The organism is Sphingobacterium sp. UGAL515B_05, assembly GCF_033097525.1.
Taxonomy (GTDB): domain Bacteria; phylum Bacteroidota; class Bacteroidia; order Sphingobacteriales; family Sphingobacteriaceae; genus Sphingobacterium.
Map to the genome: position 1 here is coordinate 3,323,734 of NZ_CP109907.1, position 23,643 is coordinate 3,347,376.

The 23,643-nt window shown below is 40.9% G+C and carries 15 protein-coding genes; 11 read left to right on the top strand and 4 right to left on the bottom strand.

The features are described 5' to 3' along the window. Nucleotides 1-8 precede the first annotated feature (8 nt). The 3 genes from nadC to OK025_RS13575 all read left to right on the top strand — a co-directional run bounded on the left by nadC (nt 9) and on the right by OK025_RS13575 (nt 2,471). The gene (gene nadC, locus OK025_RS13565; protein WP_317664456.1) at nt 9-866 is read left to right on the top strand and encodes a carboxylating nicotinate-nucleotide diphosphorylase; all 858 of its coding nucleotides are present in this window, start codon (nt 9-11) and stop codon (nt 864-866) included. A 15-nt stretch (nt 867-881) separates the two neighbouring features. Beyond that, on the top strand, nt 882-1,532 hold the full coding sequence (plsY, locus tag OK025_RS13570) for a glycerol-3-phosphate 1-O-acyltransferase PlsY (RefSeq protein ID WP_145329740.1): 651 nt from the start codon (nt 882-884) through the stop codon (nt 1,530-1,532). A 153-nt stretch (nt 1,533-1,685) separates the two neighbouring features. Next, entirely contained in the window at nt 1,686-2,471 is a 786-nt protein-coding gene (locus OK025_RS13575; RefSeq protein WP_317664458.1) for a M48 family metallopeptidase, read from the top strand. Nucleotides 2,472-2,534: 63 nt separating this feature from the next. Here OK025_RS13575 and OK025_RS13580 read toward each other — a convergent pair whose 3' ends face one another. The 3 genes from OK025_RS13580 to OK025_RS13590 all read right to left on the bottom strand — a co-directional run bounded on the left by OK025_RS13580 (nt 2,535) and on the right by OK025_RS13590 (nt 4,414). Then, nucleotides 2,535-3,383: an IS3 family transposase gene (locus OK025_RS13580; RefSeq protein ID WP_317664459.1), complete on the bottom strand. Its 849-nt coding sequence runs from the start codon at nt 3,381-3,383 to the stop codon at nt 2,535-2,537. A 14-nt stretch (nt 3,384-3,397) separates the two neighbouring features. Beyond that, the gene (locus tag OK025_RS13585) at nt 3,398-3,826 is read right to left on the bottom strand and encodes a helix-turn-helix domain-containing protein (protein ID WP_317664461.1); all 429 of its coding nucleotides are present in this window, start codon (nt 3,824-3,826) and stop codon (nt 3,398-3,400) included. Nucleotides 3,827-3,937: 111 nt separating this feature from the next. Continuing rightward, nucleotides 3,938-4,414 carry a hypothetical protein gene (locus OK025_RS13590; RefSeq protein ID WP_317664463.1) on the bottom strand — a complete coding sequence of 159 codons (477 nt, stop codon included), beginning with the start codon at nt 4,412-4,414 and terminating at the stop codon, nt 3,938-3,940. Between the two features lie 465 nt (nt 4,415-4,879). On the opposite strand from OK025_RS13590, the gene OK025_RS13595 reads away from it, so the two are divergent. From OK025_RS13595 to OK025_RS13625, 7 genes are all read left to right on the top strand, one after another. Next, the gene (locus OK025_RS13595) at nt 4,880-8,122 is read left to right on the top strand and encodes a TonB-dependent receptor (RefSeq protein ID WP_120336253.1); all 3,243 of its coding nucleotides are present in this window, start codon (nt 4,880-4,882) and stop codon (nt 8,120-8,122) included. A 431-nt stretch (nt 8,123-8,553) separates the two neighbouring features. Continuing rightward, entirely contained in the window at nt 8,554-9,693 is a 1,140-nt protein-coding gene (locus tag OK025_RS13600) for a glycoside hydrolase family 105 protein (RefSeq protein WP_317664465.1), read from the top strand. A gap of 6 nt (nt 9,694-9,699) precedes the next feature. After that, nucleotides 9,700-11,832 carry a TIM-barrel domain-containing protein gene (locus OK025_RS13605; RefSeq protein WP_317664467.1) on the top strand — a complete coding sequence of 711 codons (2,133 nt, stop codon included), beginning with the start codon at nt 9,700-9,702 and terminating at the stop codon, nt 11,830-11,832. Between the two features lie 204 nt (nt 11,833-12,036). Continuing rightward, entirely contained in the window at nt 12,037-15,135 is a 3,099-nt protein-coding gene (locus OK025_RS13610) for a TonB-dependent receptor (protein ID WP_317664468.1), read from the top strand. Nucleotides 15,136-15,193: 58 nt separating this feature from the next. After that, nucleotides 15,194-16,756 carry a RagB/SusD family nutrient uptake outer membrane protein gene (locus OK025_RS13615; protein WP_317664470.1) on the top strand — a complete coding sequence of 521 codons (1,563 nt, stop codon included), beginning with the start codon at nt 15,194-15,196 and terminating at the stop codon, nt 16,754-16,756. Nucleotides 16,757-16,780: 24 nt separating this feature from the next. Further along, a complete protein-coding gene (locus tag OK025_RS13620; protein WP_317664472.1) occupies nt 16,781-17,548 on the top strand; it encodes a hypothetical protein in 768 nt (255 codons plus the stop codon). Nucleotides 17,549-17,576: 28 nt separating this feature from the next. Continuing rightward, a complete protein-coding gene (locus OK025_RS13625; protein WP_317664474.1) occupies nt 17,577-19,040 on the top strand; it encodes a polysaccharide lyase 6 family protein in 1,464 nt (487 codons plus the stop codon). 451 nt (nt 19,041-19,491) lie between these two features. Here OK025_RS13625 and OK025_RS13630 read toward each other — a convergent pair whose 3' ends face one another. Continuing rightward, nucleotides 19,492-19,992, bottom strand: a complete 501-nt coding sequence (locus tag OK025_RS13630) for a helix-turn-helix transcriptional regulator (protein ID WP_317664476.1) — start codon at nt 19,990-19,992, stop codon at nt 19,492-19,494. Nucleotides 19,993-22,816: 2,824 nt separating this feature from the next. Between OK025_RS13630 and OK025_RS13635 the strand changes: the two genes are divergently transcribed. After that, nucleotides 22,817-23,629 carry a hypothetical protein gene (locus OK025_RS13635; RefSeq protein ID WP_317664477.1) on the top strand — a complete coding sequence of 271 codons (813 nt, stop codon included), beginning with the start codon at nt 22,817-22,819 and terminating at the stop codon, nt 23,627-23,629. Nucleotides 23,630-23,643: the final 14 nt, after the last annotated feature.

Consider the following 23,643-nt stretch of genomic DNA (forward strand, 5'->3'; position numbering starts at 1 on the left):
TAGTATTTATGGAGAAGGAAATCAAGGACTATCTGGCCCAGTTTGTAAAAAAGGCTGTCGCGGAAGATTTGGGCGATGGTGATCATACCTCACTTTCTACGATTGAGGCTGGGGCGCAAGGTGAAGCCAAATTGATTGTTAAGGATAATGGTATTTTAGCAGGGATTGAAGTCGCACAGGCGATTATTGCTTATATTGACGATACGTTGGCCTGTGAGGTGTTTATCCAGGATGGAAGTCAGGTTAAAGTAGGTGATATTGCTTTTTATGTGAGGGGAAATATCCAAAGTATTTTGCTGGCAGAGCGTTTGGTGCTGAATGTCATGCAGCGTATGAGCGGCATTGCGACAACTACCCGAAAATATGTAGACCTTCTAAAAGGTACAGATACGAAAGTTTTGGATACACGGAAAACCACACCCTTATTGCGTGTATTGGAGAAAGAGGCCGTTCGTATAGGAGGTGGAACCAATCATCGTTTTGGTCTTTTTGATATGATTTTAATTAAGGACAACCATGTGGACTATAGTGGTGGTATTGTGCCGGCGCTAAAACGTGCAAATGATTACAGAAAGAACCTAAATAAACCAATAGAAATAGAAATTGAAGTCCGAAATTTTGCGGAGCTTGATGAAGTTCTTAACTTTGGCGAAGTGGACCGGATCATGTTAGATAATTTTTCGCCGCAGGATGTAGCCAAAGCTGTTCAGATTATTGACCATCGATTCAAGACAGAGGCCTCTGGGGGAATAACTTTCGACACGATCCGATCGTATGCGGAGGCTGGGGTAGATTATATTTCAGTAGGTGCTTTGACACACAGTGTAAGGAGCCTGGATCTTAGTCTGAAGGCCAAATTAATATAAGAACTGATTTAATTAATGATATCGATTTATTTAGTAACTGCAGTATTACTAGCTTATTTGTTTGGATCCATACCTACAGCAGTTTGGTTGGGACAGGCATTTTATGGGGTAGATGTTCGTGAGTATGGTAGCGGTAATGCTGGGGCGACTAACACCTTTCGCGTATTGGGCCCTAAAGCGGGATCGATCGTGATGTTTGTAGATATATTTAAAGGCTGGACAGCAACAAACCTGGCTTATTTAATAGAACTGGGGCAAAATACGAGCGATGTCCAATTTGTCAACTTTCAGTTGGCACTTGGCGTTATTGCGGTATTGGGGCACTTGTTTCCTGTGTTTGCGGGATTTAGAGGTGGAAAAGGGGTGGCCACACTGTGTGGTATGATCCTCGCCATACATACACCTGCCGCTTTGGTCTGTGTTTCTGTGTTTATCATCATCCTGCTGACAACACATTATGTTTCGTTGGGTTCCATTTCAGCAGGTTTTGCATTTCCCTTTAGTTTGGCCTTTATTTTTAAAACAACGATACCTTCTGTGCTGCTTTATGGGATAGCCATCTGTATCTTGTTGTTAATTACCCACCAAAAGAATATAGAGCGCCTATTAAAGGGACATGAATCCAAGATTTATCTCTTTAAGAAAAAGTCGAAGGAAAAAGAATAGGCACAATAATTGCATCCGCTATAACGTATTTAATAATTTATTGTGAAATATCCATGTTGGAAAAGCTTAAAGCCGATCGCCAGCGCACGGATATTCCATATGGCCATTGAAAGAAAATATATACATATGAACGGAGTGTTTAAATATTCGGCTATGGTATTAGCATGTGTAACACTGGCATCGGGGTTGTCAGGTTGCGCAACTTCAGCAGTTACAGGAAAAAAATATTTGAAATTGGTCAGTGCAGATCAAGTGAACCAACAAGCTGCATTGGCTTATAAAGATTTCTTATCGAAAAATAGCGCGAAAGTAGTAACCGGAACTGCAGATGCAGCTATGGTGAAACGCGTTGGTAACAAGCTAGCGACGGCGGTTAACCAATATTTGCAAAGTACGGGCCGCGCAAATCAATTTAACTTCAACTGGGAGTTTAATCTGGTGAAGAGCGATGATGTGAATGCATGGTGTATGCCTGGGGGTAAAGTTGCGGTATATACCGGAATATTGCCGGTAACACGTACAGAAGCGGGGTTGGCAACAGTTATGGGTCACGAGATCGCCCATGCTATTGAGGAGCATTCGGTAGCTCAGGCTTCGAATCAGATTGCTTTACAATTAGGTGGACAGATTTTAGGATCAGCGGCAGGGGTATCTGGAAACAGTACGCTCGGTGTTTTTAACAATCTGTATGGTTTAGGTGGTAATCTGGCACAGTTAAAGTTTTCGAGGAGCGATGAATCGGATGCGGATGCAGCAGGTTTGATTATTATGGCTTTGGCAGGTTACAATCCAAATGAGGCTGTAGATTTCTGGAAACGTATGGCATCGGGTAGTCAAAAAGGGCAGCCAGAGTTTTTGAGTACGCACCCGAGTGATGAGCGACGGATTGCGGATATTCAGAAATTGATTCCAAACGCGATGAAATATTATAAAAAATAAAGAATCAAACATGACTAGTCCTGAAAAATCGATACGGGTTTTCAGTGATTAAAAATAAATAATTTAAACAGTAGTAGCCGATAGGTTGCTACTGTTTTTTGTTTTATAAGTTCTGAAGTTCATGTTTGATTTCATGTGCATCTGATTTGGAGTTAGCATATGATTAGACCAATGTGGTCTGTCATTATTATAGATATCGATTGCTTCAGCTACGATCTGCTTCATCAAATGTAGATCTAAATGATAGGTATCAATCATGAACTCTTGTTTGAGTATACCATTGATTCGTTCAGCGATGGCATTTTCATAAGGATCAGAGTTTTCTGTCATACTGCAACTGAGCTGGTACTTGCTTAGGTAATATTGGTATTCTTCTGCACAATATTGTACTCCTCTGTCGGAATGATGGATTAACGGCTCGTTTGTTTTTCTTTGTTTTTGTGCCATTTTTAGTGCTTTTACAACATGCGGTGTGCACATGGTCTGTGAGACCTCAAAGCCAACAATTTTCTTCGAATAGGCATCTGTAACCAAACTCAGGTAACAGGGGCTTTCTCGCTTTCCTATATAAGTGATATCACTTACCCAAACCTGATTGGGACGGCAAACAACCACTTCTTTAATAATATTCGGATATTTTCTAAATCTATGATGTGACATAGTGGTCGTATGATAGCTTCTTTTACGTGTAATTAACAAATGGTTGGCGCGTAAAATATCAAAGAATTTGTCTCTACCCACCTTTAATGCCCGTAGCTCCCTTGCCAACATATGGTAAAGTTTCCGTGTACCTATTCTTGGCTGGGTAGTGCGTATTTCATGAACTAAGTCCACAATTTTCCCGGCTATACCCTGGCTCCTGGCTATACGTTTGATCCTTCGATAATACACCTGCCTGTCTAACCCGAACAATCCACAAGTAAAACTTAGGCTTTCTTGTTTTTCTTGCCGGAAACGATTGATTGCGCGGGTTTCAAGTTTTTTCTTACGTCGATTTTATATTCTTTTTCTGCAATATCGATCATCATGTCAAAGATGATCGCTTTGGAATCAGCGATGTGATTCTGATGCTCAAGTTGAGCCTTTTGCTTCTCCAGCAGTCTGACTTTGGCTTCCAGTTCTAAAATGCGCTGTTCTGGTGACTTTGCCAAATTGGATGGTATTTGATTCTCCCAATCAAAGTTACCATATTTTTTTAACCAATTGCGAATAGTGCTATCTCCCTGGATGCCATACTGTTTTTGAGCTTGGGAGAGTGTCAATTTCCCCGATTCAATCTCTTTAACGACATTCAGCTTCAATGTTAAAGTGTAATCACGCTGAGTCCGCTTTACATAATTTGTTCCTTCTTCCATAACGATTTTTTTTGTGTATCGATATTTCAGGACGAGACACAAACACAATAAAAAAAGCGGAGTATGCACCTAGCATACTCCGCTTTTTTATAAGCGTTATTTATGGCTATATTATACGCCGGCAAAAGCATCACTAATGCCGAGTACGACACCAACGACTAGTCCCATAAAATTAAAAGCGATGGTGATGATGACTATGATGCCAATAAACTTATAATGTTTTTTGAGTGCATCTAAGCACAACTCCAATTGGATGCTATCGCGATTCTCGATTGCTTTTTTTGCTTTTGATCCAAAATTATACAGGAAATAGATGGGAAGGCAGAAAAAAGCAAGAAATAGGAGATAGAGTACACCGAATGTAGATAAAGCCCCGGCTGTTACATATTCGTCGGCCCCGAGTGATAATGCACTGGCTCCGAAGATTAGGCTGACCATGGTTATGGCAGAAATGCCGATGAAAATAAAACAGACAATGGCCAAAAAATTGGCCCATTTGGCCGCTGAAGCCAAGAAGGAGAGCCCTGCATGGGACAATTTAATGTCTGCAGGTTCTTGAAAAGAAGAATTTTGAATACCGTCTTCCATGAAGCATAAATTATTAGGTGCGCGAATTTCTGAAAAGTTCTCGGTTTTTGAAACATTTTTTATATAAACCATCACGTCTATACAATCGTTTTGATTTTTTCGATCAGCATAGGTTATAGTGGCTCAAATTCGACAAGAAACTGAGTTGTTTAATAAAAGTCTCGATTGACAGGAAATTAGTTAAAAATTTTTAAAAAGTTAAATTCCGAATGGAAGAATGTTGTTACAAAAGATTTTTGCGGATTTGATGTGGAAAATTATTTTAGAACAGTTTGTGCGGAGGGGAATGCTGGTTTAAAACATGTTACAACGTTTTTTTTGCTGATAAATTGTATGTTAATATAGTAAAATTTGTCTGTATTTCATGAAGTATGTGTGGTTTAGTGTGTTAAGTTTATATTAAGTCCTTTGTAATTTGAAATCTCTTAGTAATTTTGCTTAACATTTTTTAACAAATCACATTATATGAAAAGATCTTTACTCTTTTTCGCTCTTGTTATGGCCAGCTATGGTGCTGTACAAGCTCAGGTTACGACAAGTAGCGTTACAGGTATTGTAAAAGAAGCAAACGGCAGTCTAACTTCGGGTGCTACGATTAAGGCTACACACGTGCCATCAGGAACTGTTTATACAGGTTCGGCCAATGCTGCAGGCCGTTTCAACTTAGCTAACATGCGTGTTGGAGGACCTTACAAAATTGAAGTTACCTATGTTGGACAAGACCCTATTATCTATAATGATGTCTATTTACAATTGGGACAGCCATTTGTGTTAAATCCTGTTTTTGCAGATAAAAACACAACTTTGGAAGAAGTTACGGTTACGGCGCGCAGAGGTGCAACCAAAACTGGTGTTTCAACTATTGTAGGTAGAAAGAAAATCGAGGAAATGCCAGCTATTTCCAGAAGTATCACCGATTTGACAAAACTAAACCCGCAAGCAAACTCACAAGGAGATGGTTTCTCGTTTGCTGGAAGAAATAGTTTATTTAACTCATTAACTTTGGATGGTGCTCAAATGAATAATGCTTTTGGTTTATCCGCTCTTCCAGGTGGACAAACAAATGCACAACCATTTTCTTTAGATGCAATTGAGTCTATTCAGATCAACCTTTCTCCTTATGACGTAAAACAAGGTGGCTTTACTGGAGCAGGTGTCAACGCGATTACAAAATCTGGTACGAACACAGTAACTGGATCGGCTTATTGGTATTTCAAAAACCAAGACTTACAAGGCTATAAAGTCGATGGTGAGAAATTACCAAAAACAGAATCATATAAAAATAACCAGCTTGGATTTAGCGTTGGTGGTCCAATCATTAAGAATAAATTATTCTTTTTCTTAAATGGCGAGACAACGAAACGTACAACTCCCGGCTCTAATATCCTTGCGAACCGTGGTACTGGTGGCGCAAATGAGTCAAATGTTAAGGCGTCTGATTTAGATTTAGTAAAGAAAACTCTGATCGATAATTATGGATACGATCCAGGCGTTTATGAAGGATTCAATAATGATCAAAAGGCGAATAATATTACCGCCAAAATCGACTGGAATATTAACGAAAAGCATAAATTTACCCTTCGTTATAACCACTTAGATTCCTATAGAGATATTAATCCAAGTGGATCCAATAGTAATAGGGGACGTGGACCAAGTACCACCTCGATGATTTTCTCCAATTTACGCTATCGTCAAAACAATAATATCAATTCCATTACAGCGGAGTTAAACTCCACTTTCAATAGTAAATACGCAAATCAGATTCAAGTCGTTTATTCAGCATTTAGAGATTTTAGAGATCCTCTAGGAACTGCTTTTCCAACTGTTGATATTGAAAACGGAAGTGGCGCAAACTACATTTCATTTGGACAGGAACCATTTTCTGGATTAAACAAATTGAATCAAAATTTATTCAGTATCACTGATAACTTCAATATTTTTGCAGGAGCACATACATTCACCTTTGGTGGGTCATTGAACTATCAAAAATATAGTAATTCTTTTGCGCAGTTTGTAAGTGGTCAGTTCCGTTATAAAAATATGGACGATTTTATAGCTGCTGCCAAAGGTGATAAAACCATCCAACCTTCGCAATATCAATTAACTTATTCTGTCGTTGCGGGAAATGAGAGGCCTTCAGCTGATTTCAGTATGATGCCAATAGCACTTTATGCACAAGATGAGTGGTTTGTAAAACCAAACTTTAAATTGAGTTATGGCGTGAGAGCAGATATTCCTGTATATACAACAGACATTGTCACTAATGAAAAAGTATTGGGAATGACATTTGCTAACGGGGAAAAACTTGATGTTTCACGTTTACCGAAAGCTCGCGTATTAGTTTCTCCAAGAGCGGGATTTGATTGGGATATCAGACAAGATAGATCTTTTGTATTACGCGGAGGAACGGGTATTTTTACAGGTGGTGTCCCAGGGGTATGGTTAACGAACCAAGCTGGCCAAACCGGTATGACGTATGGAAATATTTTAGAAAATATTAAAGATGGACCGGTTAATAGACCATTTAATCCAGATCCTAATGCTTACTTGCCTGCTGATCGTAAGAATCCAGCAACTTATGAAATCGACGTGACTTCGAGAGATTTCAAAATGCCTCAAATTTGGAGATCCAATCTTGCTGTTGAATATAGCTTACCATGGGATATGAAAGCGACCTTAGAGGGGATTTATACCAAATCGATCAATGAGGTTTACCATAGAGATGCAAACTTGTCAGATCCAAAAGGAACCTTTTCGGGTACAGGAGATACGAGAGCGTATTGGTTAGCCTCTGGTAATGCAAGACAGATCAATTCATCCATTACACGTGCTATTGTTTTAGATAACACTTCTAAAGGAAATGCTTATAGTCTTACTGCGCAGTTGGAAAAACGTTTTGGAAAATATGGTGATGCGATGGTAGCTTATACTTACAGCAGCGCTAAAGATATTACTTCAAATCCTGGTTCTCAAGCAAACTCTGCGTATACAGGTAATGCCATTGTAAGCAATCCAAATTCTCCGGTATTGGCTTATTCAAGCTTCATGGTGAGAAATAGAATCATTGCTGCAGTAAATATTAATTTCAATATTACGCCACAATTACCTACAAGAATAGGTTTAGTGTATGAAGGTAGACCATATGGTGATACTTTTGGTGCGACACGATTTAACTATACAGTTAGTGGAGATATTCTTAATGGAAGTGGACGTTTTTCAAATGTTTTAATGTATGTGCCTAAAGACCGTGCAGATATCGCTTTAGTTGATATTGTGGATTCTAAGGATAAAACGAAAGTTCTTGAAACTGCAGATGCACAATGGACACGTCTTGATGCTTATATTAATCAAGATAAATATTTAAGCACAAGAAGAGGCCAATACGCAGAACGAAATGGTGCTGAATATCCATGGATGAATCGTTTTGATATCCGTATCATGCAAGAATTGTCTAAAGTATTGAAGACAAAAGACAATCACAGATTGCAAGTTTCATTTGATATTATCAATGTTGGTAACTTGTTGAATAGCAAATGGGGGGTTACGAAAACACCTAATATTACCAACTTTATGCAATATCAGGGTGTGGCTAACAATAAGCCTACTTATACTGTTAGCCAAAATCTTAAAGAGCAGACTTTCAGAAATAATACTGGTATTGATTCCAGATACCAAATGCAGTTAGGTATTCGCTATATCTTTAATTAAGTTATACCGACCTAATTTAAATGACAAAAGAAATCCCCGATCCTTTACAGGTCGGGGATTTTTTATTTTATAATCTCCATTATTGTTTTTAAGCAGGCGAAGGAATTTATAGGATTTTCCGGTTCTATCCCCTTGAATGGATGAAGCACGCGTAAAGCACTCCCTAAGCACGGGTATAGCACAGTCACTGTTTACGCAAACGTTGCGTAAGCCTATTGGCAAAAGAGAAAAGTACGATAAATGCGCTGATCCAGTACAACTAAACTGCCGAAACGAACCCTGCTAACTTTCGGTATACACTGTACAAGCAAAGTGACGCCATGCGGATAGTATCCATTACCAATCTTTCCACCTAAACGAACAAAAACTACCCCCTTAATACAGACTGGCTTGCTGATATTTGGCTTATAACTTAATTATAAACCCAACTGATGATGAAGCAGTTCTGTATGTCCATACTCCTGGGTATTGGCGTCTGCATGTCTCTTTGTGCATTTGCGCAAAGCACAGACCTGGTTAATTGGCCAGCGCAGGCTGACCCCAGATTAATAGGTGATCTTGTGGCTCAACGTTTTGTGGCAAGTCCGCATAACAGTTTTAAACCGCCAGCTCCGCCAAAAAACATTACTTATCCCGAAGTATGTGCTTGGTATGGGGCATTGAAGTATGCCGAAGTGAGCAATGATCAGAAATTGTTGACGCAATTGACACAACGTTTTATGCCCTTGTTTGACACGGAAAAGCACCTTGTTCCGCGACCTTGGCATGTGGACTTTTCCGTCTTTGGAACGGTTCCGCTGGAAATCTATTTGCAAACGAAAAACAAAAAATTCTATACCATGGGAATGCGTTTTGCAAATGCACAATGGTCCATTCCGATTGACTCCCCTCAGGTTGTAAAAGATAGTTATCAGAAATTTCTCGATAAAGGACTTACCTGGCAGACCCGCTACTGGATTGACGATATGTATATGATTACCATGATTCAATCAAAAGCCTTTCAGGTAACGGGAGATCAGCACTATATTGATCGTGCAGCCCATGAAATGGTGGTCTACCTCGATACCATTCAAAAGGAAAATGGTCTTTTTTATCATGCACCGGATGCGCCTTTCTTTTGGGGCCGCGGGAATGGCTGGATGGCTGCGGGAATGAGTGAATTGCTGTATTCATTAAAGAAAGACAACCCCAATAGACCCAAAATATTGGCTGCTTACCGCAAAATGATTACAAGCCTAAAGAAGTATCAACGTCCGGACGGCCTTTGGGGGCAATTGATTGATAAACCTGAATCCTGGGTAGAAACTTCGGGTTCTGCCATGTTCACTTATGCCATTATTATGGGCATAAGACAGGGATGGCTCGATGCGGAGGAGTATACGCCGATCGCACGCAAGGCATGGATTGCTCTGACGGGCTACATCAACAAAGATGGCGATATCAGCAACGTTTGTGAAGGTACCAACCGAAAAAATGATTACCAGTACTACCTTGATCGAAAACAGAAAACAGGGGATATGCACGGCCAGGCGCCCATACTATGGTGTGTGTACGCTTTATTAAAAAAATAACCAGCTATGATGAGATTATGGACAATTTTGCTGCTTTTGTTGGCGACAGCAGCATCGGCACAACCTATTCGTTGGCAGGAACAATATCCCGGTGTTTGGAAAGGAACATTTGGCAAACCCGATAATTATACGCTGCTATCTGCAGCGGGCGCTACACCTCAAGCTGCGACCCTCGAACGGTTGCAATCTGTCGATTTTCCATTGCCCAAGATGGAGGTGCATGCCGAACTGATCGATGGTAAAACATACCTGCGGTTCCCGCTGCAAAAAAACGAACAGATCTACGGACTGGGACTTAATTTTCAGACGGTACATCAGCGGGGGAAGATCCTTAACCTGCATGTCGACCATTACGGTGGCAAAGATAATGGGCGCACCCATGCACCTGTTCCGTTCTACGTCTCTTCCAGAGGATATGGTATATTGGTCAACTCAGCACAATATTTAACGTATTATGTGGGAACAGGCGTACGGAAAGATGCTAAAGTTCCAGCAGAAGTAAAAGATCGCAATACCGATAAAAGTTGGAACTCCCGGCCTTACTCCGATGCGGTGGAAGTATACGTCCCTACAGAAGGGGCCGAAGTTTATGTATTTGCAGGCATCAATCCGCTCGATGCCATAAAACGCTATAATCTCTTTTGTGGTGGTGCCCTGCCGCCGAAATGGGGGCTTGGTTTTACGCAACGTGTACAAAAGCTTTATACGGCAGATGAGGTGATTAAGGAGGTGGCGGAATTTGAGGAACATGGCTTCCCGCTTGATTTTATCGGTCTCGAACCCGGCTGGCAGTCCAAGGCTTACCCTTGCTCATTTGAATGGGATAAGGGACGTTTTCCAAATCCGGAAGCCTTGGTAAAGAAACTGGCCGATAAAGGTGTGCGCCTGAACCTCTGGACTAATCCGTATGTCTCACCCGACGCTCCCATTAGCAAATCTATTGAGCCTTTTACCGGTTCGCATACAGTATGGAATGGGACCGTTCCTGATTTGAATCACGCAGACGCAAAACGCATCCTTGCAGGCCAACTGAGCCGTTCGCAGATCGATATTGGCATCAGCGGATATAAGATTGACGAGGTCGATGGTTACGACTACTACCTATGGCCCGATATGGCCAAATTTCCCTCAGGTATCAGTGGGATACAAATGCGGCAAACCTATGGTGTACTTGCACAAAAATTGACCGACAGCCTATACCGCCAGCAGAATAAACGAACGTTTGGGCTGGTGCGTGCATCGAACGCCGGAGCCAACAATATGCCCTATGTGATCTATAACGACTATTATAGTCATCAGGACTTTATCACTGCACTGGTCAATAGCGGGTTTTGCGGCGTATTGTGGACACCGGAGGTAAGGGGCTCCAAAACAGGCGAGGAATGGTTGCGCCGTTTCCAGACTGTTGTATTCTCACCAATGGCCATGATCAATGCTTGGTCGAGCGGAACAAAACCCTGGTCTTTTCCTGAAGTGGCCGAAAAAGTGAAGTACTATGCGCAGTTGCGGATGGAATTGATGCCTTACCTCTATTCTGAATTTGCAAAATATCATTTTGAAGGAGCACCTCCCTTTCGGGCCATGGTGCTGGAAGAGGGATTTCAGGGGCAAACAAACGCAAGCCTGAGCAATCAGGATCTGGAAACAAATCCTTATCTGGAAGCGGTAAACAAGGAGATAAAAGATCAGTACATGTGTGGTGAATATCTGTTGGTGGCGCCTTTATTTACAGGCGAGTCTACTAGAAAGGTGCTTTTGCCTAAGGGCAACTGGTATGATTTCTATTCGGGCCGTTATGTCGGTAATGGCGAGGAAATCGTTGCCAAACCCGAAGACGATCGGATACCCGTCTATGTAAAAGATGGTGGCATTATTCCAATGACGACAGCACGGCTTCATGCGCCTGCAGCAGGAGAAAAAGTGAACCTGATTATCCGACATTATGGGGAGAAGGAGGGGATGTATAACCTGTATGACGATGATGGTCTGAGTTTCGATTATGAAAAAGGGGCCTATTCTTGGCGTAGGATAGTCCTGAAAAGAAATGCGTCCGGGAAACTGGAAGGCGATATCTCGGCACCAGCCAAAAATAAACCGAATACGATAGGTACAATAAAGTTTGAATTTATGGGGCAATGATATTGTTTTGAACAATAAGCTATGTTTTAAGCCCCTAAAAACCATTTTTTACCGCTAAAAAGACCAAAAAATACACTGTTTAACCTCGCAGATAGACTGATATTTGAGGTAACTGATTATAAAAAATAACCAATTTATTAAATGCATGGCTGGGGTATCGATCATCTTCTCATGATAGACAATCGCCATAAAAACTGATTTATTATGATAAAAAGTATCACAAAAATGGGGTGCTTTGTACTCTTCCTATTTCTAGCCTTGGGGAGTATAGGCTTACCGGTCTTTGCCCAACAAAACATTCGGCTTTCAGGAAAGGTGACCAACAAAAAAGGAGAGGCATTGCAGGGAGTCACTGTTCGTATAAAAGGGAAAAGCCAGGGGACAAGCACAGATGCCACGGGGAAGTATCAGCTTGATGTTGTATCATCCAGTACCGTTGTCTTTAGTCAAGTGGGCATGAAAGAGCAGGAGCGTACTGTCGGTAACCAGCGGCAACTTGATGTCACCTTGGAAGATAGTGACAATGCGCTGGATGAGATTGTTGTTACGGGTTATGGTGGTGTTGCAAAGAAACGTGACCTTACGGGCGCTATCTCTTCCGTCAACGCAAAGAAAATAGAAGAACGTCAGCCTATTAACCTTTTCGATGCCTTACAGGGGCAGGCTGCCGGAGTCCTTATTGTCAATGACGGTGGTGGGGCACCTGGGGCGACAGGATCTATTCAGGTGCGGGGTACCTCCACGTTGAATGGGGGAAATGGTCCTTTATATTTGGTCGATGGAGTAATTAACCCCGATGGTGCCACCATAAATCCAACAGATATCGAGAATATCGAGGTCCTCAAAGATGCTGCTTCGGCATCTATTTATGGATCGCGTGCAGCCAATGGCGTTATCCTTATCACAACCAAGCGTGGATCAGAGGGAAGACCCATGGTTAATGTTAATTACAATCATCTTTTCGGCCGTCTAGCTCATTATATCCCAGTAAGTAACTCTGCTGAAGTAAGGGCTTTCCGATATATTCAAGGCCTCAATACCAATACGGATTCCATCAACCCAAGTTTCAATTCGGATAACGATTTACAAAGACTCTTGTTGGGAAATCTTGCTCAAAAGAAGGAAATCAAGATGAGCGTTTCCGGTGGTCAGAAAAATCTCCGATACTACAGCAGTTTGAATTACCTGGATGATAAATCGATCATCTTGAATAGTTACGCCAAGCGTTTACAGTCACGTATCAATGTTGAATATCAGTTTTCATCCAAATTGAGGTATTCCAACAATATTTCTTTTTCCTGGCAAAAAGGCAATACCATTCCCATCGGCAATACGATCCGTGTCGTGATGGACCGTCCGGCATATTCCTTAATTTACTATCCCGATGGCTCTTTAACAAGTTACATCGGTTCGAAGCGAAATCCTGTCGCCAACGCCTTGTTTGAAAAAAATATCGATGAAACCTATTCCGGACAATTGAACAATCAGTTAGATTATCAAATTCGGGACGACCTGAAATTTACGACCTTGTTTAATGTGCGGTTGGACAATTTACAGAATACCCAATTCTCACCTCGTTTTTTATCGGCAAACAAGGATCAGAATAGCGGAACAAACGAGTTTAATAAAACGTTCACCTGGGAGTTTCAATCCTATCTGAATTATAGCAAGACTTTTGCACAGGACCATAATGTGACGGCCTTATTAGGGTTCAGTTCGGATCGTAGACGCTATGACCGTTTTCATTCTGAATATATGAATAGCGTAAATGAGGAAGTTCTGGTGACTTTTCCGGATTACCTCACGCCGTCAAAAACCTATACCACAGCAACGGCCAACGCATCTGCCTCTATTTTTAGCCGGGTTGGCTACAATTACAAAGGACGTTATCTCGTTCAGGGATCCTACAGAAGGGATGGTTCATCGCGGTTCGGCGCAGCAAATAAATGGGGGAACTTTCTCTCAGCATCTGCTGCCTGGCGTTTTTCGGACGAGAATTTCATGAAATGGGCGAAGCCGGCATTGGTAGATGCTAAATTAAGGTATAGCATTGGACAGCTTGGAAACGATAAGGTCGGCGATTATGAATCGTATACCAAAGTGGCCTTCGGCGGGTCTTATAATGGTGTTGGCGGAGCTGCATTGACCAGTACATTTGGAAATAATCGAATCAAATGGGAAACAACCACCCAGAACAATGTGGGCTTAGACCTTACTTTCTTAAATGGACGATTGGGATTTACGGCAGATTACTATGTCAAGACTACAACAGATTTACTGTATCCACGAGAGCTTGCAAAGGAAACCGGTTACGCAAAAGTGAATGTCAACCTGGGAACGATTCGTAACCGCGGAATGGAGTTTGTAATTAGTGGAAAACCAATTGTAACACGTGATTTCAGCTGGGAAGTGAATGGTAATATTTCTTTTGAACGGGGTAAGATTGTGAAGCTGGCCGATGGAATCCCATTTTTCCCGGGCAATAAATGGTACGCGGAAGAAGGCGGCCGTATCGGAAATTTCTACGGCTGGCGCAATTTAGGGGTGTATGCCTGGGACGAGTCCAATGCCTACAATGATAATTGGGAGAAATTGACACTTGTACTTGACGATCAGGGCAAACCCATGTATCGTGATGGAAAAGCAGTCTATACCTTCAATGGTAGTGATTACCAGGGTACAGTACATCAGCTATATGCGCCCGACGGTAAACTGAAAGGTGGAGATGCTGAATGGCTTAACAATAAGAAAGATAGTTTGATCAATGACGAAGACCGTATGATCCTCGGCAACGCGACACCCGATTTCTATTTTGGTTTTATGCAGACCTTTAGATACAAACGATTTACCCTAAATGTACTCTTTAATGGTTCCTTTGGCGGTGAAGTTTATAATGCGCTGCTGCAACGTCAAAATTATCCGACCAACACAGGAGCAGGCTCTCCGGATATGGTCTATAATGTATGGCGCAAACCAGGCGATGTGGCCAAATATCCAAATTATGTGGAAAGAAACAACCGCGGAAACCTAAAAACTAACCAAAATAGCCTTTATATCGAAGATGCAACATTTGTTCGTCTGTCAAGTGCACGCCTGGCCTATACCTTCGATCCGCAGTTGATCAACAGATTAAAAATGAAAGGGCTTACAGCTTTTGTTTATGGAAGCAACCTGTTGACATGGACCAATTATAGGGGCTACGATCCCGAATTCAGTACAAACAATCCGCTGACACCGGGAGAGGACGATGGCCGTTACCCGAGGAGACGGGAGTTTGGATTTGGCGTAAATATCAATTTTTAGCATTTATCGATTAGGGTAAGTTCCGTCTGAAGGATGGGACAGATAAAATATTTTTGACATGAAAACAAAGATCTTAGCACTGTTACTGCTGTCAGCTACATTGGGAGGCTGTAACAAATTTTTGGAAGAGAAACCGCTGGCCGAAGTTGCGCTGGACCAGCATTATAAAAACTTATACGATGTGCAGGCCGCAATAGCCGGCATGTATAGCGCCTTTCAGCTTGAAATGGTCGGTAAGGGAAATTATCAGGACAATAAAGACAGTTATCTCGAAAAATACCTGTATTGGGGCGAGTATCGTGCCGATAATTTTGACCGTGCAATTAGTTACACCAAAGACTATGTGGACGAGATCGTATTAAATAGCCTTACGCCAACCAACCAGTTTTCAGACTGGAGCGGGCTCTATACCGCCATCGGGCGTATCAATAACAATATCAAGTATATTCCAAAGGCAGCCGAGTTGGATAGCCGTATTACCCCGGAGATGCTTAAGGATTATCTCGCGCAGTGTTATGCGCTTCGAGCGATGTGTTATTTCTATCTCGTCCGTGTTTGGGGTGATGCTCCGATATGGCTTGAACCTTATGAGGATGTACAGCAGCCCGCTGCCAGCGCACGTGAACCGAAAGATAAGATATTGAACGAGGTCATTATTCCAGATCTGGAAAAAGCCTATTCTTTGGTCGATAAAGATGCGAAAAACGCCCTATGGACAATCGGCGGGGCAGGAATATGTGCGATCATGTGTGATGTGTATATGTGGAAAAAGGACTATCAAAATGCAACAAAATGGATCACACGCCTGTTTTTGACAAAGTCTCCTACAGGAGTGAGCTATGCCGGAACCAATGAAACCAATTTGCAGGATGGCGCAAGCTGGAAGACCATTTTTGTCAATCCAACTTCCAGTAAAGAAACAATTTGGAGTATCCATTGGGATTACTTAAAAAATGGCTGTGCCTGTATGCAAACGTCGTGGTCTCCCAATAATAAGCAGATCATAGTCGATGAAGGAGTGTGGGCAACCTGGTTTCAGCCACAAACGACAACCTCGCCAAGCCCTGATATTAGACCACAACAAACATTGGATGTCTATTTTGGATTGCCAAGCAACAAGAGAGATCGCTTTATCAAGTGGTATCCCACTGATGCCAACCCAACCAAAGCAGATCCATGGCCAGTGACAAATCAGGCCCTACCGGTTTATTTGACCATGTACCGGCTGAGTGACATGTATCTCTTATACGCTGAAGCGTTGAATGGCCTCGGGGACCGCACCGATGCCCTGAAATATTTAAACTTTGTCCGCAAGCGTGCACGCCTGCCACAGTATGATGCGAATGATGCAACTATTGCCACAAGCTACCAGTTGGAAACAGCGATTTTGGATGAACGTCGTCTGGAACTTTTTGGTGAAGGTAAAAGGTGGTTTGATCTGGTGCGCACCGGACGTGTGAAAGAAGTGATGGATCCGATCTTGAAACGTAGACAGGAAGAAGCAGGTAACTTAGATAAACCTGGATTTCTAGATCCAACAAACAGAGTGTATTGGCCTATTCACCGGAATGTTTTAAACTCCAATAAATCATTGGTTCAAAATCCCGGATATACAGATTAACAGAAGAATTTAAATCAGAGAGTCATGAAAAGAATGTTTAAGACCAAATGGACATATAGCGCTATCATCGTAGCAAGTCTATTAATGACAAGTTGTTCACTTTTCGATTTGGAACTGCAAAAAGATTATGATTACCAACATAAAACTTTAGATCCCAATATCGGGATAAGCGCAAGGAAATTTTTGGAGAACCGATCTTATGAGACGGTAGAAAACCCAACGGATACAGTTTTCAAATGGATGCGGAAAGGCTTAGAATATGCAGGAATTCCTTTGGAAGAATTTGAAAAAAACGATCGAACCTTTATTTTCTTACATAATGAAGCCATAAAGACCTGGGATACTAAAACGAAGAAGGTGACAGCAGGCCTGTTTTTTGATTTTCCAATTGTGACCGGAGTGGACGGAACAGGCAAACCGATTACGAGACCGGCAACAAAATGGGAAGAATACAACAAAGATGATGTCCGTAACTATTTTCTTTACCTGATGCTGCAAGGGAATTACAACTTCGATAAGCTGACCATTGAAAATACCAAAGCGAAAACCATGCTTCCCGCCAATACGGTTGCCAGCAAAAGTTCTTTATTGGGATACATGAATGAAGGCAAAGGTTTTGATCAGGAAGGGCTGATGGCGTTACGTCTGGTCAATAACAGTGATTTGGCGCCGATTCAGATTAACAATAAAACCACCAATCGATCCGGGGGCTATATTGTGACCAATGGCGTGGTTCATGTCTTTGGAAGCAAGGGCAATACAACAGTTTATCCTTTTTCGGGAGCACTTTAACGAAAGAACCTTTTAAACAAATTTAAATATGATCAAAAAGAATTCAGTTATTGCTTCACTTCTGCTGCTATTGGCGGTAGGAACTAGCTGTGAGAAATCGCCAGCCGAAAAACTCACTTTAAACAGTATTGCCTGTGTGCAATGCCACACCATTCAGTCGGCAGCGGATCTTCAGGCACTGAGCTTACAGCCCGGAGACACGGTCATCATGAAGTCCGGCCAATGGACCAATCAGGAACTAACCTTCAGTGCTCAGGGGACAAAACAGCAGCCTATTGTATTGATGGCAGAGCAGCGGGGGGCAGTTATCATGAAAGGTACTTCTTCTGTTAGTATCACGGGACAATGGTTAGTTGTGGATGGACTCGTATTTCAGGAAGGGTATACGACAGGCAAAAATGTGGTGGATTTTACTTCTTCCTCTTCAAACTGCCGCCTTACCAATACGTCAATTGTGGACTACAATCCGCCGGCAGCAACCACCGACTACCGTTGGGTTTCCATTAACGGTTCCTACCATCGCATTGACCACTGCTATTTAAAAGGAAAGACCCATCAGGGACCGACCATGGTCGTATGGGGGACCAGTAAACCAATGAAACACCGAATTGATCACAACTTCTTTGGTGAGCGTGCTGCGGTACCGGACAATGGTGGGGAAACCATCCGTGTCGGAACCAGCGACTGGTCAATGACAAATGCACTGACAACTATTGAAGATAATATTTTCCAGCGCTGTAACGGTGAAACGGAAATTATATCCAATAAGATGGGAGCCGATACGATCCGCAACAACTATTTCTATGAAAGCCAAGGAACTTTATGTCTGCGGCATGGCAATGGATCTGCCGTTTATGGCAACTATTTTGTTGGCAATGGCAATAGCGCCGCTGGCGGTATTCGTATCATCGGTGAAGATCATCTTGTCTACAACAATTACTTCCAGAATATGGCCGGCACGGGACAAAAAGCTGCGTTGGCCATCATGGACGGTGTACCAAATTCACCTTTAAGCGGTTACTTTCAGGTAAAACGCGTAAAAGTTGTTGCCAATACCATGATCAAGTGTAAGCAGTCATTTGATATAGGGTCAGGTAAAGGTGGCAATAGCCGGACATTGCCGCCGACGGATGGGCATATCGCAAATAATGTGGTTTCACAATCTGCCCAGTCTACCATGTTGACCTTTACCGATCAACCGGTCAATTTTGTGTATCAGGGAAATATTGTTTTTGATGTACCGACAAGTCAACAGCTGCCGGCTGGATTTACCCGAGTTAATCCACAGTACACACTAACAACAGATGGCATCTATGAGCCTACGAGTAGCAGCCCGGTATTGGGTGCCTTTGTGGGGAATTATCCTTTTGCTGCGGCAGCAGATGCTAGAGCGCCTAAACTGGATACAAAACACCGCGATCTGCTGAAAGCCCAAAATGTAGGTCCTGTATTTATGACCGGCCTGGGAAATAGTTTGGTCATTAATCCTTAAAAAAAACTAAACATTATTTTATGCGGGGAATAAATTTTTTATTCCCCGCTTTTTTTTTGCGGTAAACAATGCTTGTATTTACCGCATATAATTTTGAGATCAAGGGCAACAACAGACTGCTACCAAATTATACCTAAAAACAATTTTAAATCAGTATTTAGACAGTAATCAGTCAGTGTTTATTCAGTCGTCACTGAGCAATCACTGAACAAGCACTGAACGAGCACTGAACAAGCATTGTAAAAAGGTTGAACTTGACTACTATCTGATCCTGATTTGCTGCAGCTAAAAATTATTCTGGAAAAAGGGAAAAGTTACACGTGTGAACAAGAATAACCGAGACTACTACTAAAAGAACCCAAGGCCCGATCACCAGATAGGTCGTTGTTTTATTTAATGATTGGAAAGGTTATAAAGTTTTTGCACTCACAGGTGGTAAGTTTGGCAATTTTCATTTGTACTTTTTGACAGGTTTTGGAGAATGCTTTTTTCGGTATTCTTTATAATTTCCATGTTTTTCGTATTCCAGCGTACCTTCCGCACAGTAACTGCTGAGATAAACAGAAAATTTATTGCTCTGTTCCTTGTTGGCATGCAGCTGTTGGATTATTTCAGAAACACGGCGGGGTATCTCGAAAAAATTGGAATTATAAACAAGATCATCCAGTTCTTTCGTCAGCTCAATACGACGTTTTGACTCCGGGGGGATATTGTAGAGCGGCGTTAAATCTATCTGTTTTTTGAATATGGTGTGCGGTTGAATTTTTAACGCACGGCAGATCAGGATAAAGTTATTCAGTGAAGCACCTTTTCCGCGTTCAATGGCCGCGATTGTATTGGTGGTTAATCCGGTCATATTGGCTACATCTTTCAAGGTGTAGTATATTTTTTCACGTTGAACGCGCAATTGCTCGCCGACTTCCTCCAGTATATTCTCATTGGTATATCCCATATACAAATGGAAAACTTATTTGCGCATTTTTAGAATAATAATATTTGTGATTTATTTGCGCAAATAAATATTTGTTTTTATATTTGTTTCAACGAAAGCCGATAACTAAACTTAAGTTATAACAACAGGGCGGGAGACGAGGTGTTAATCTGTTGAAGTACGACTAAAAGCTAAATAATGAGAAAATTAAGAATAAAAAACATCGCAAAGTCACCGGAATAAAATTGATTTCGATTTTATAGACTTATATCAAGTATCCTATGTTGATAACCCCTATTATTGACTTGTAACTGCCATTCAAAGCATAGGATGAATAAAAAATAAAATTATTTGAATCGTTGAAATAGACTCGGTATTGAGTTTATTTAAAAGCTGTTTTTGCGCAAAAATGAAGTAATTATTTTGCGTGAGGGACGTTCTTTGACTTATTGGTATTGAAAGGGAAAATATAAAAATTTAGGCTGATCGGATGTTTTGCTGATCGGTTTGATTAGAATAGGAGGCATCTTGTGATGCCGTAGGGTGAGCGCAATGGCGACTCACTAAATACCCCTTTTTAATAAAATGTTGGGTAACATTCTACGCTATGTTCTTGATTATTATTGGGATACTAGGAGGTAAGATGTTAATGATCTCAAATTGTGAGGTATACACAACGTAAGGCGGCCTCTTGAGGAACTTGAGAATGGTGTTAATGACCTCAAATTGCGAGGTGTACACAACATTGAAAATATAGATCCAAAGCGAGTATAAAATGTTGATGATCTTAAAATTTAGGGTATATACAACAGGGCGCTTTTCGGACTTTTCTTATTTCTTGAAGTTGATTATCTCAGAATATAGAGTATACACAATTAGAGACTCGTTAACAAATAATGGGTTATGAGAAGTTCATGATTTCATCATTTAGGGTGTATATAAAGTAGGGCGGACCTTTTGTAAGTCTTCTGAGATGTTAATGATCTTAGAATGTAGGTGATATACGCAACTAGCTCGTGGGCTATTACTGTTTTTTACTTGATACTAGAATTTTAAAATTATATATGGAGGCATCTTGAAATTCCGTAGGGTGAGCGCAATGGCGACTCACTGAATATCCTTTTTTCGAAAAATGTTAAGGAAATGCAGGGTATAACAAATAAGATACGATTATTTGGCGTAAAAGATATTATTAGTTTCAATAAGTAGGTATAAACAACCTTAATCGAATTTAAAAAAAGATAAAAATATTGGTGATCTCAAAAAGTAGGGTATATACAACATACGCGGTCCTTCTCATCAATAACAACGTCGTGTTAATGATCTCAGAATGTAGATGATACACGACTAGCTCGTATACTACTACTGTTTTTTACGTGATGTTAGAATTTTCAAAAATTATATATTGAGGCATCTTGTTATGCCGTAGGGTGAGCGTAATGGTGACTCACTAAATGCCGCTTTTAAGAAAATTTTGGGTTACATCCTACGCTATGTTCTTGGATTATTATTGGAATATTAGAGGGTAGGGTGTTGATGATGTCAAAATATAGGGTATATGCAACGCCGTTATGTATATAGATATCACGGATTCCGGTGTTGATGATGTCAAAATATAGGGTATATGCAACCTAAATAGGGAAGACCATAGACCTTTAACTGGTGTTGATGATGTCAAAATATAGGGTATATGCAACTTCATAATTTCACGTATTTAATTAAAATAGGTGTTGATGATATCGAAATAAAGGGTATACACAACTTGGGAAACGTCGTTTCTGTTATGATAACGATGTTAATGATCTCAAAAAGCAGGGTATACACAACTGAGTCTTGTTTGTGAAACGTGAGAAATTTGATGTTGATTATATGCAATTAGCGTTTGAGCTGCTACCGTAATTAATTCCGTTGCGTAGTACTTGAAAAGTAAGAAAATTTTCAAAATTATATATGGAGGCATCTTGTTATGCCGTAGGGTGAGCGCAATGGCGACTCACTAAATACCCTTTTTAAGAAAATGTTGGGTTACATCCTGCGCTATGTTCTTGATTATTATTACGATAATATGTGGTAGGATGTTAATGGTCTCAAAATGTCGGTTAGTAACAACCTAAAAGTATAGAATATGCAACATTATTCTGATGTTAATGGTCTCAAAATGTCGGTTAGTAACAACTTGAAAGTTTTGTTTTGTCTTGTTCTAGGGATGTTAATGTTCTCAAAATGTTGGTTAGTAACAACGCGAATCCATACACAGTAATGCTTAAAATGATATTAACGATTTAGAAATGAAGGGTATACATAGCGGTAAACTTTTTGTTGAAGATAAATTTCTAGATGTTGATAATCTCAAAATGTAGGGTATACACAACGAATGGCCCTTAGACTAGGTTTTCCCGATCGATGTTAGCGATCTCAAAATGTAGGGTATACACAACATTACTCTATTCAAGCGTTCAAAACTTAAGATGTTGATGATCTCAAAATTTAGGCTATATGCAACTATTACAGAATAATACCTATTCTTTAAGTAGATGTTTAGTGATCTAAAATAAAGGGTATACACAACTGTGCGTTTTCATGCATCGCTGTATTAGCTGTGTTGACCACATAACATAGGGGGTATACACAATATAATGAGTTATGAACAAATAATCTGATAGAGCACTATAGCATAGCGTCATAACTATTTTAGCCTGTATAACTTTAATATCCCACTCAATACCAATAAGTTTTTATAACCATATAACGATTTACGCTTACCCGGCTTCGGTTTCCATAAGATCGTCAATTTCCGCCGAAGCTGTGGTAAGTGATTTTCGTGTGCTAACCATAAAAACCAATTATGAAACCAATTTTACTAAACAAGGACATTAAAACTGCCATTGAACACCTGCACAATGGTCATGAAAAGGGGCTTAAATTTTTCTACCAAAAATTCTATGAACACTTCCTTTTTCGCGCCCGCCGTGCTACTGATGATGAATGTACTGGTGAAAGTATCGCCCAAGAGGCTTTTCTCCGTCTTTGGCTGTTCCGAGAAAATGTACATTCCGAAACCGAGGTCTTCGACTTTCTGAAAGGCCAGGTGAAGTCCGCCATTCACGCTTTTTATCAAAAATCGCGCAATAGGTTTCACCGAAGCTTACTCCGCCTCGACAGCATTGAGGACTATCAGGAATTTATGCTGGGTTACGAACTGGAAGAGGACAGCGAAGAAGATGTCCTCTATATCGAGCAACTGGAACTGGAGAAGAAAAAGAAAATGGATCAGCTCAATGCCATTATGCCTAACCTCAACAACGATCAACAGCTCTTTATACGCCTTTGCCTCAAATATAGTTTTAACTATGAACGTATCGCTTACTATATGGGGAATATCTCTGATTATGAGGTTAGCCTACAAATAGAGAAAACAATCGAATACCTGCGTTCCATCGTTCATAGTGAAGAGAAAATGCAGCTAATGGCCAAACCTGTTGCATTTAAGTTGAATGGCGAAATGACCGAAGAAGAAGCTGAGGTCTTCCGCATGCGCTATGAATTGCAGTATTCCTTTGACAAGATTTCAGAAGCTTTACAATTGGATGGGGGACAGGTGCGTACTTTATTTATTAATGCACATGCAAAAATTAAATCTGCTAAGAAAACAGCATAAAAAACATAAAAAGA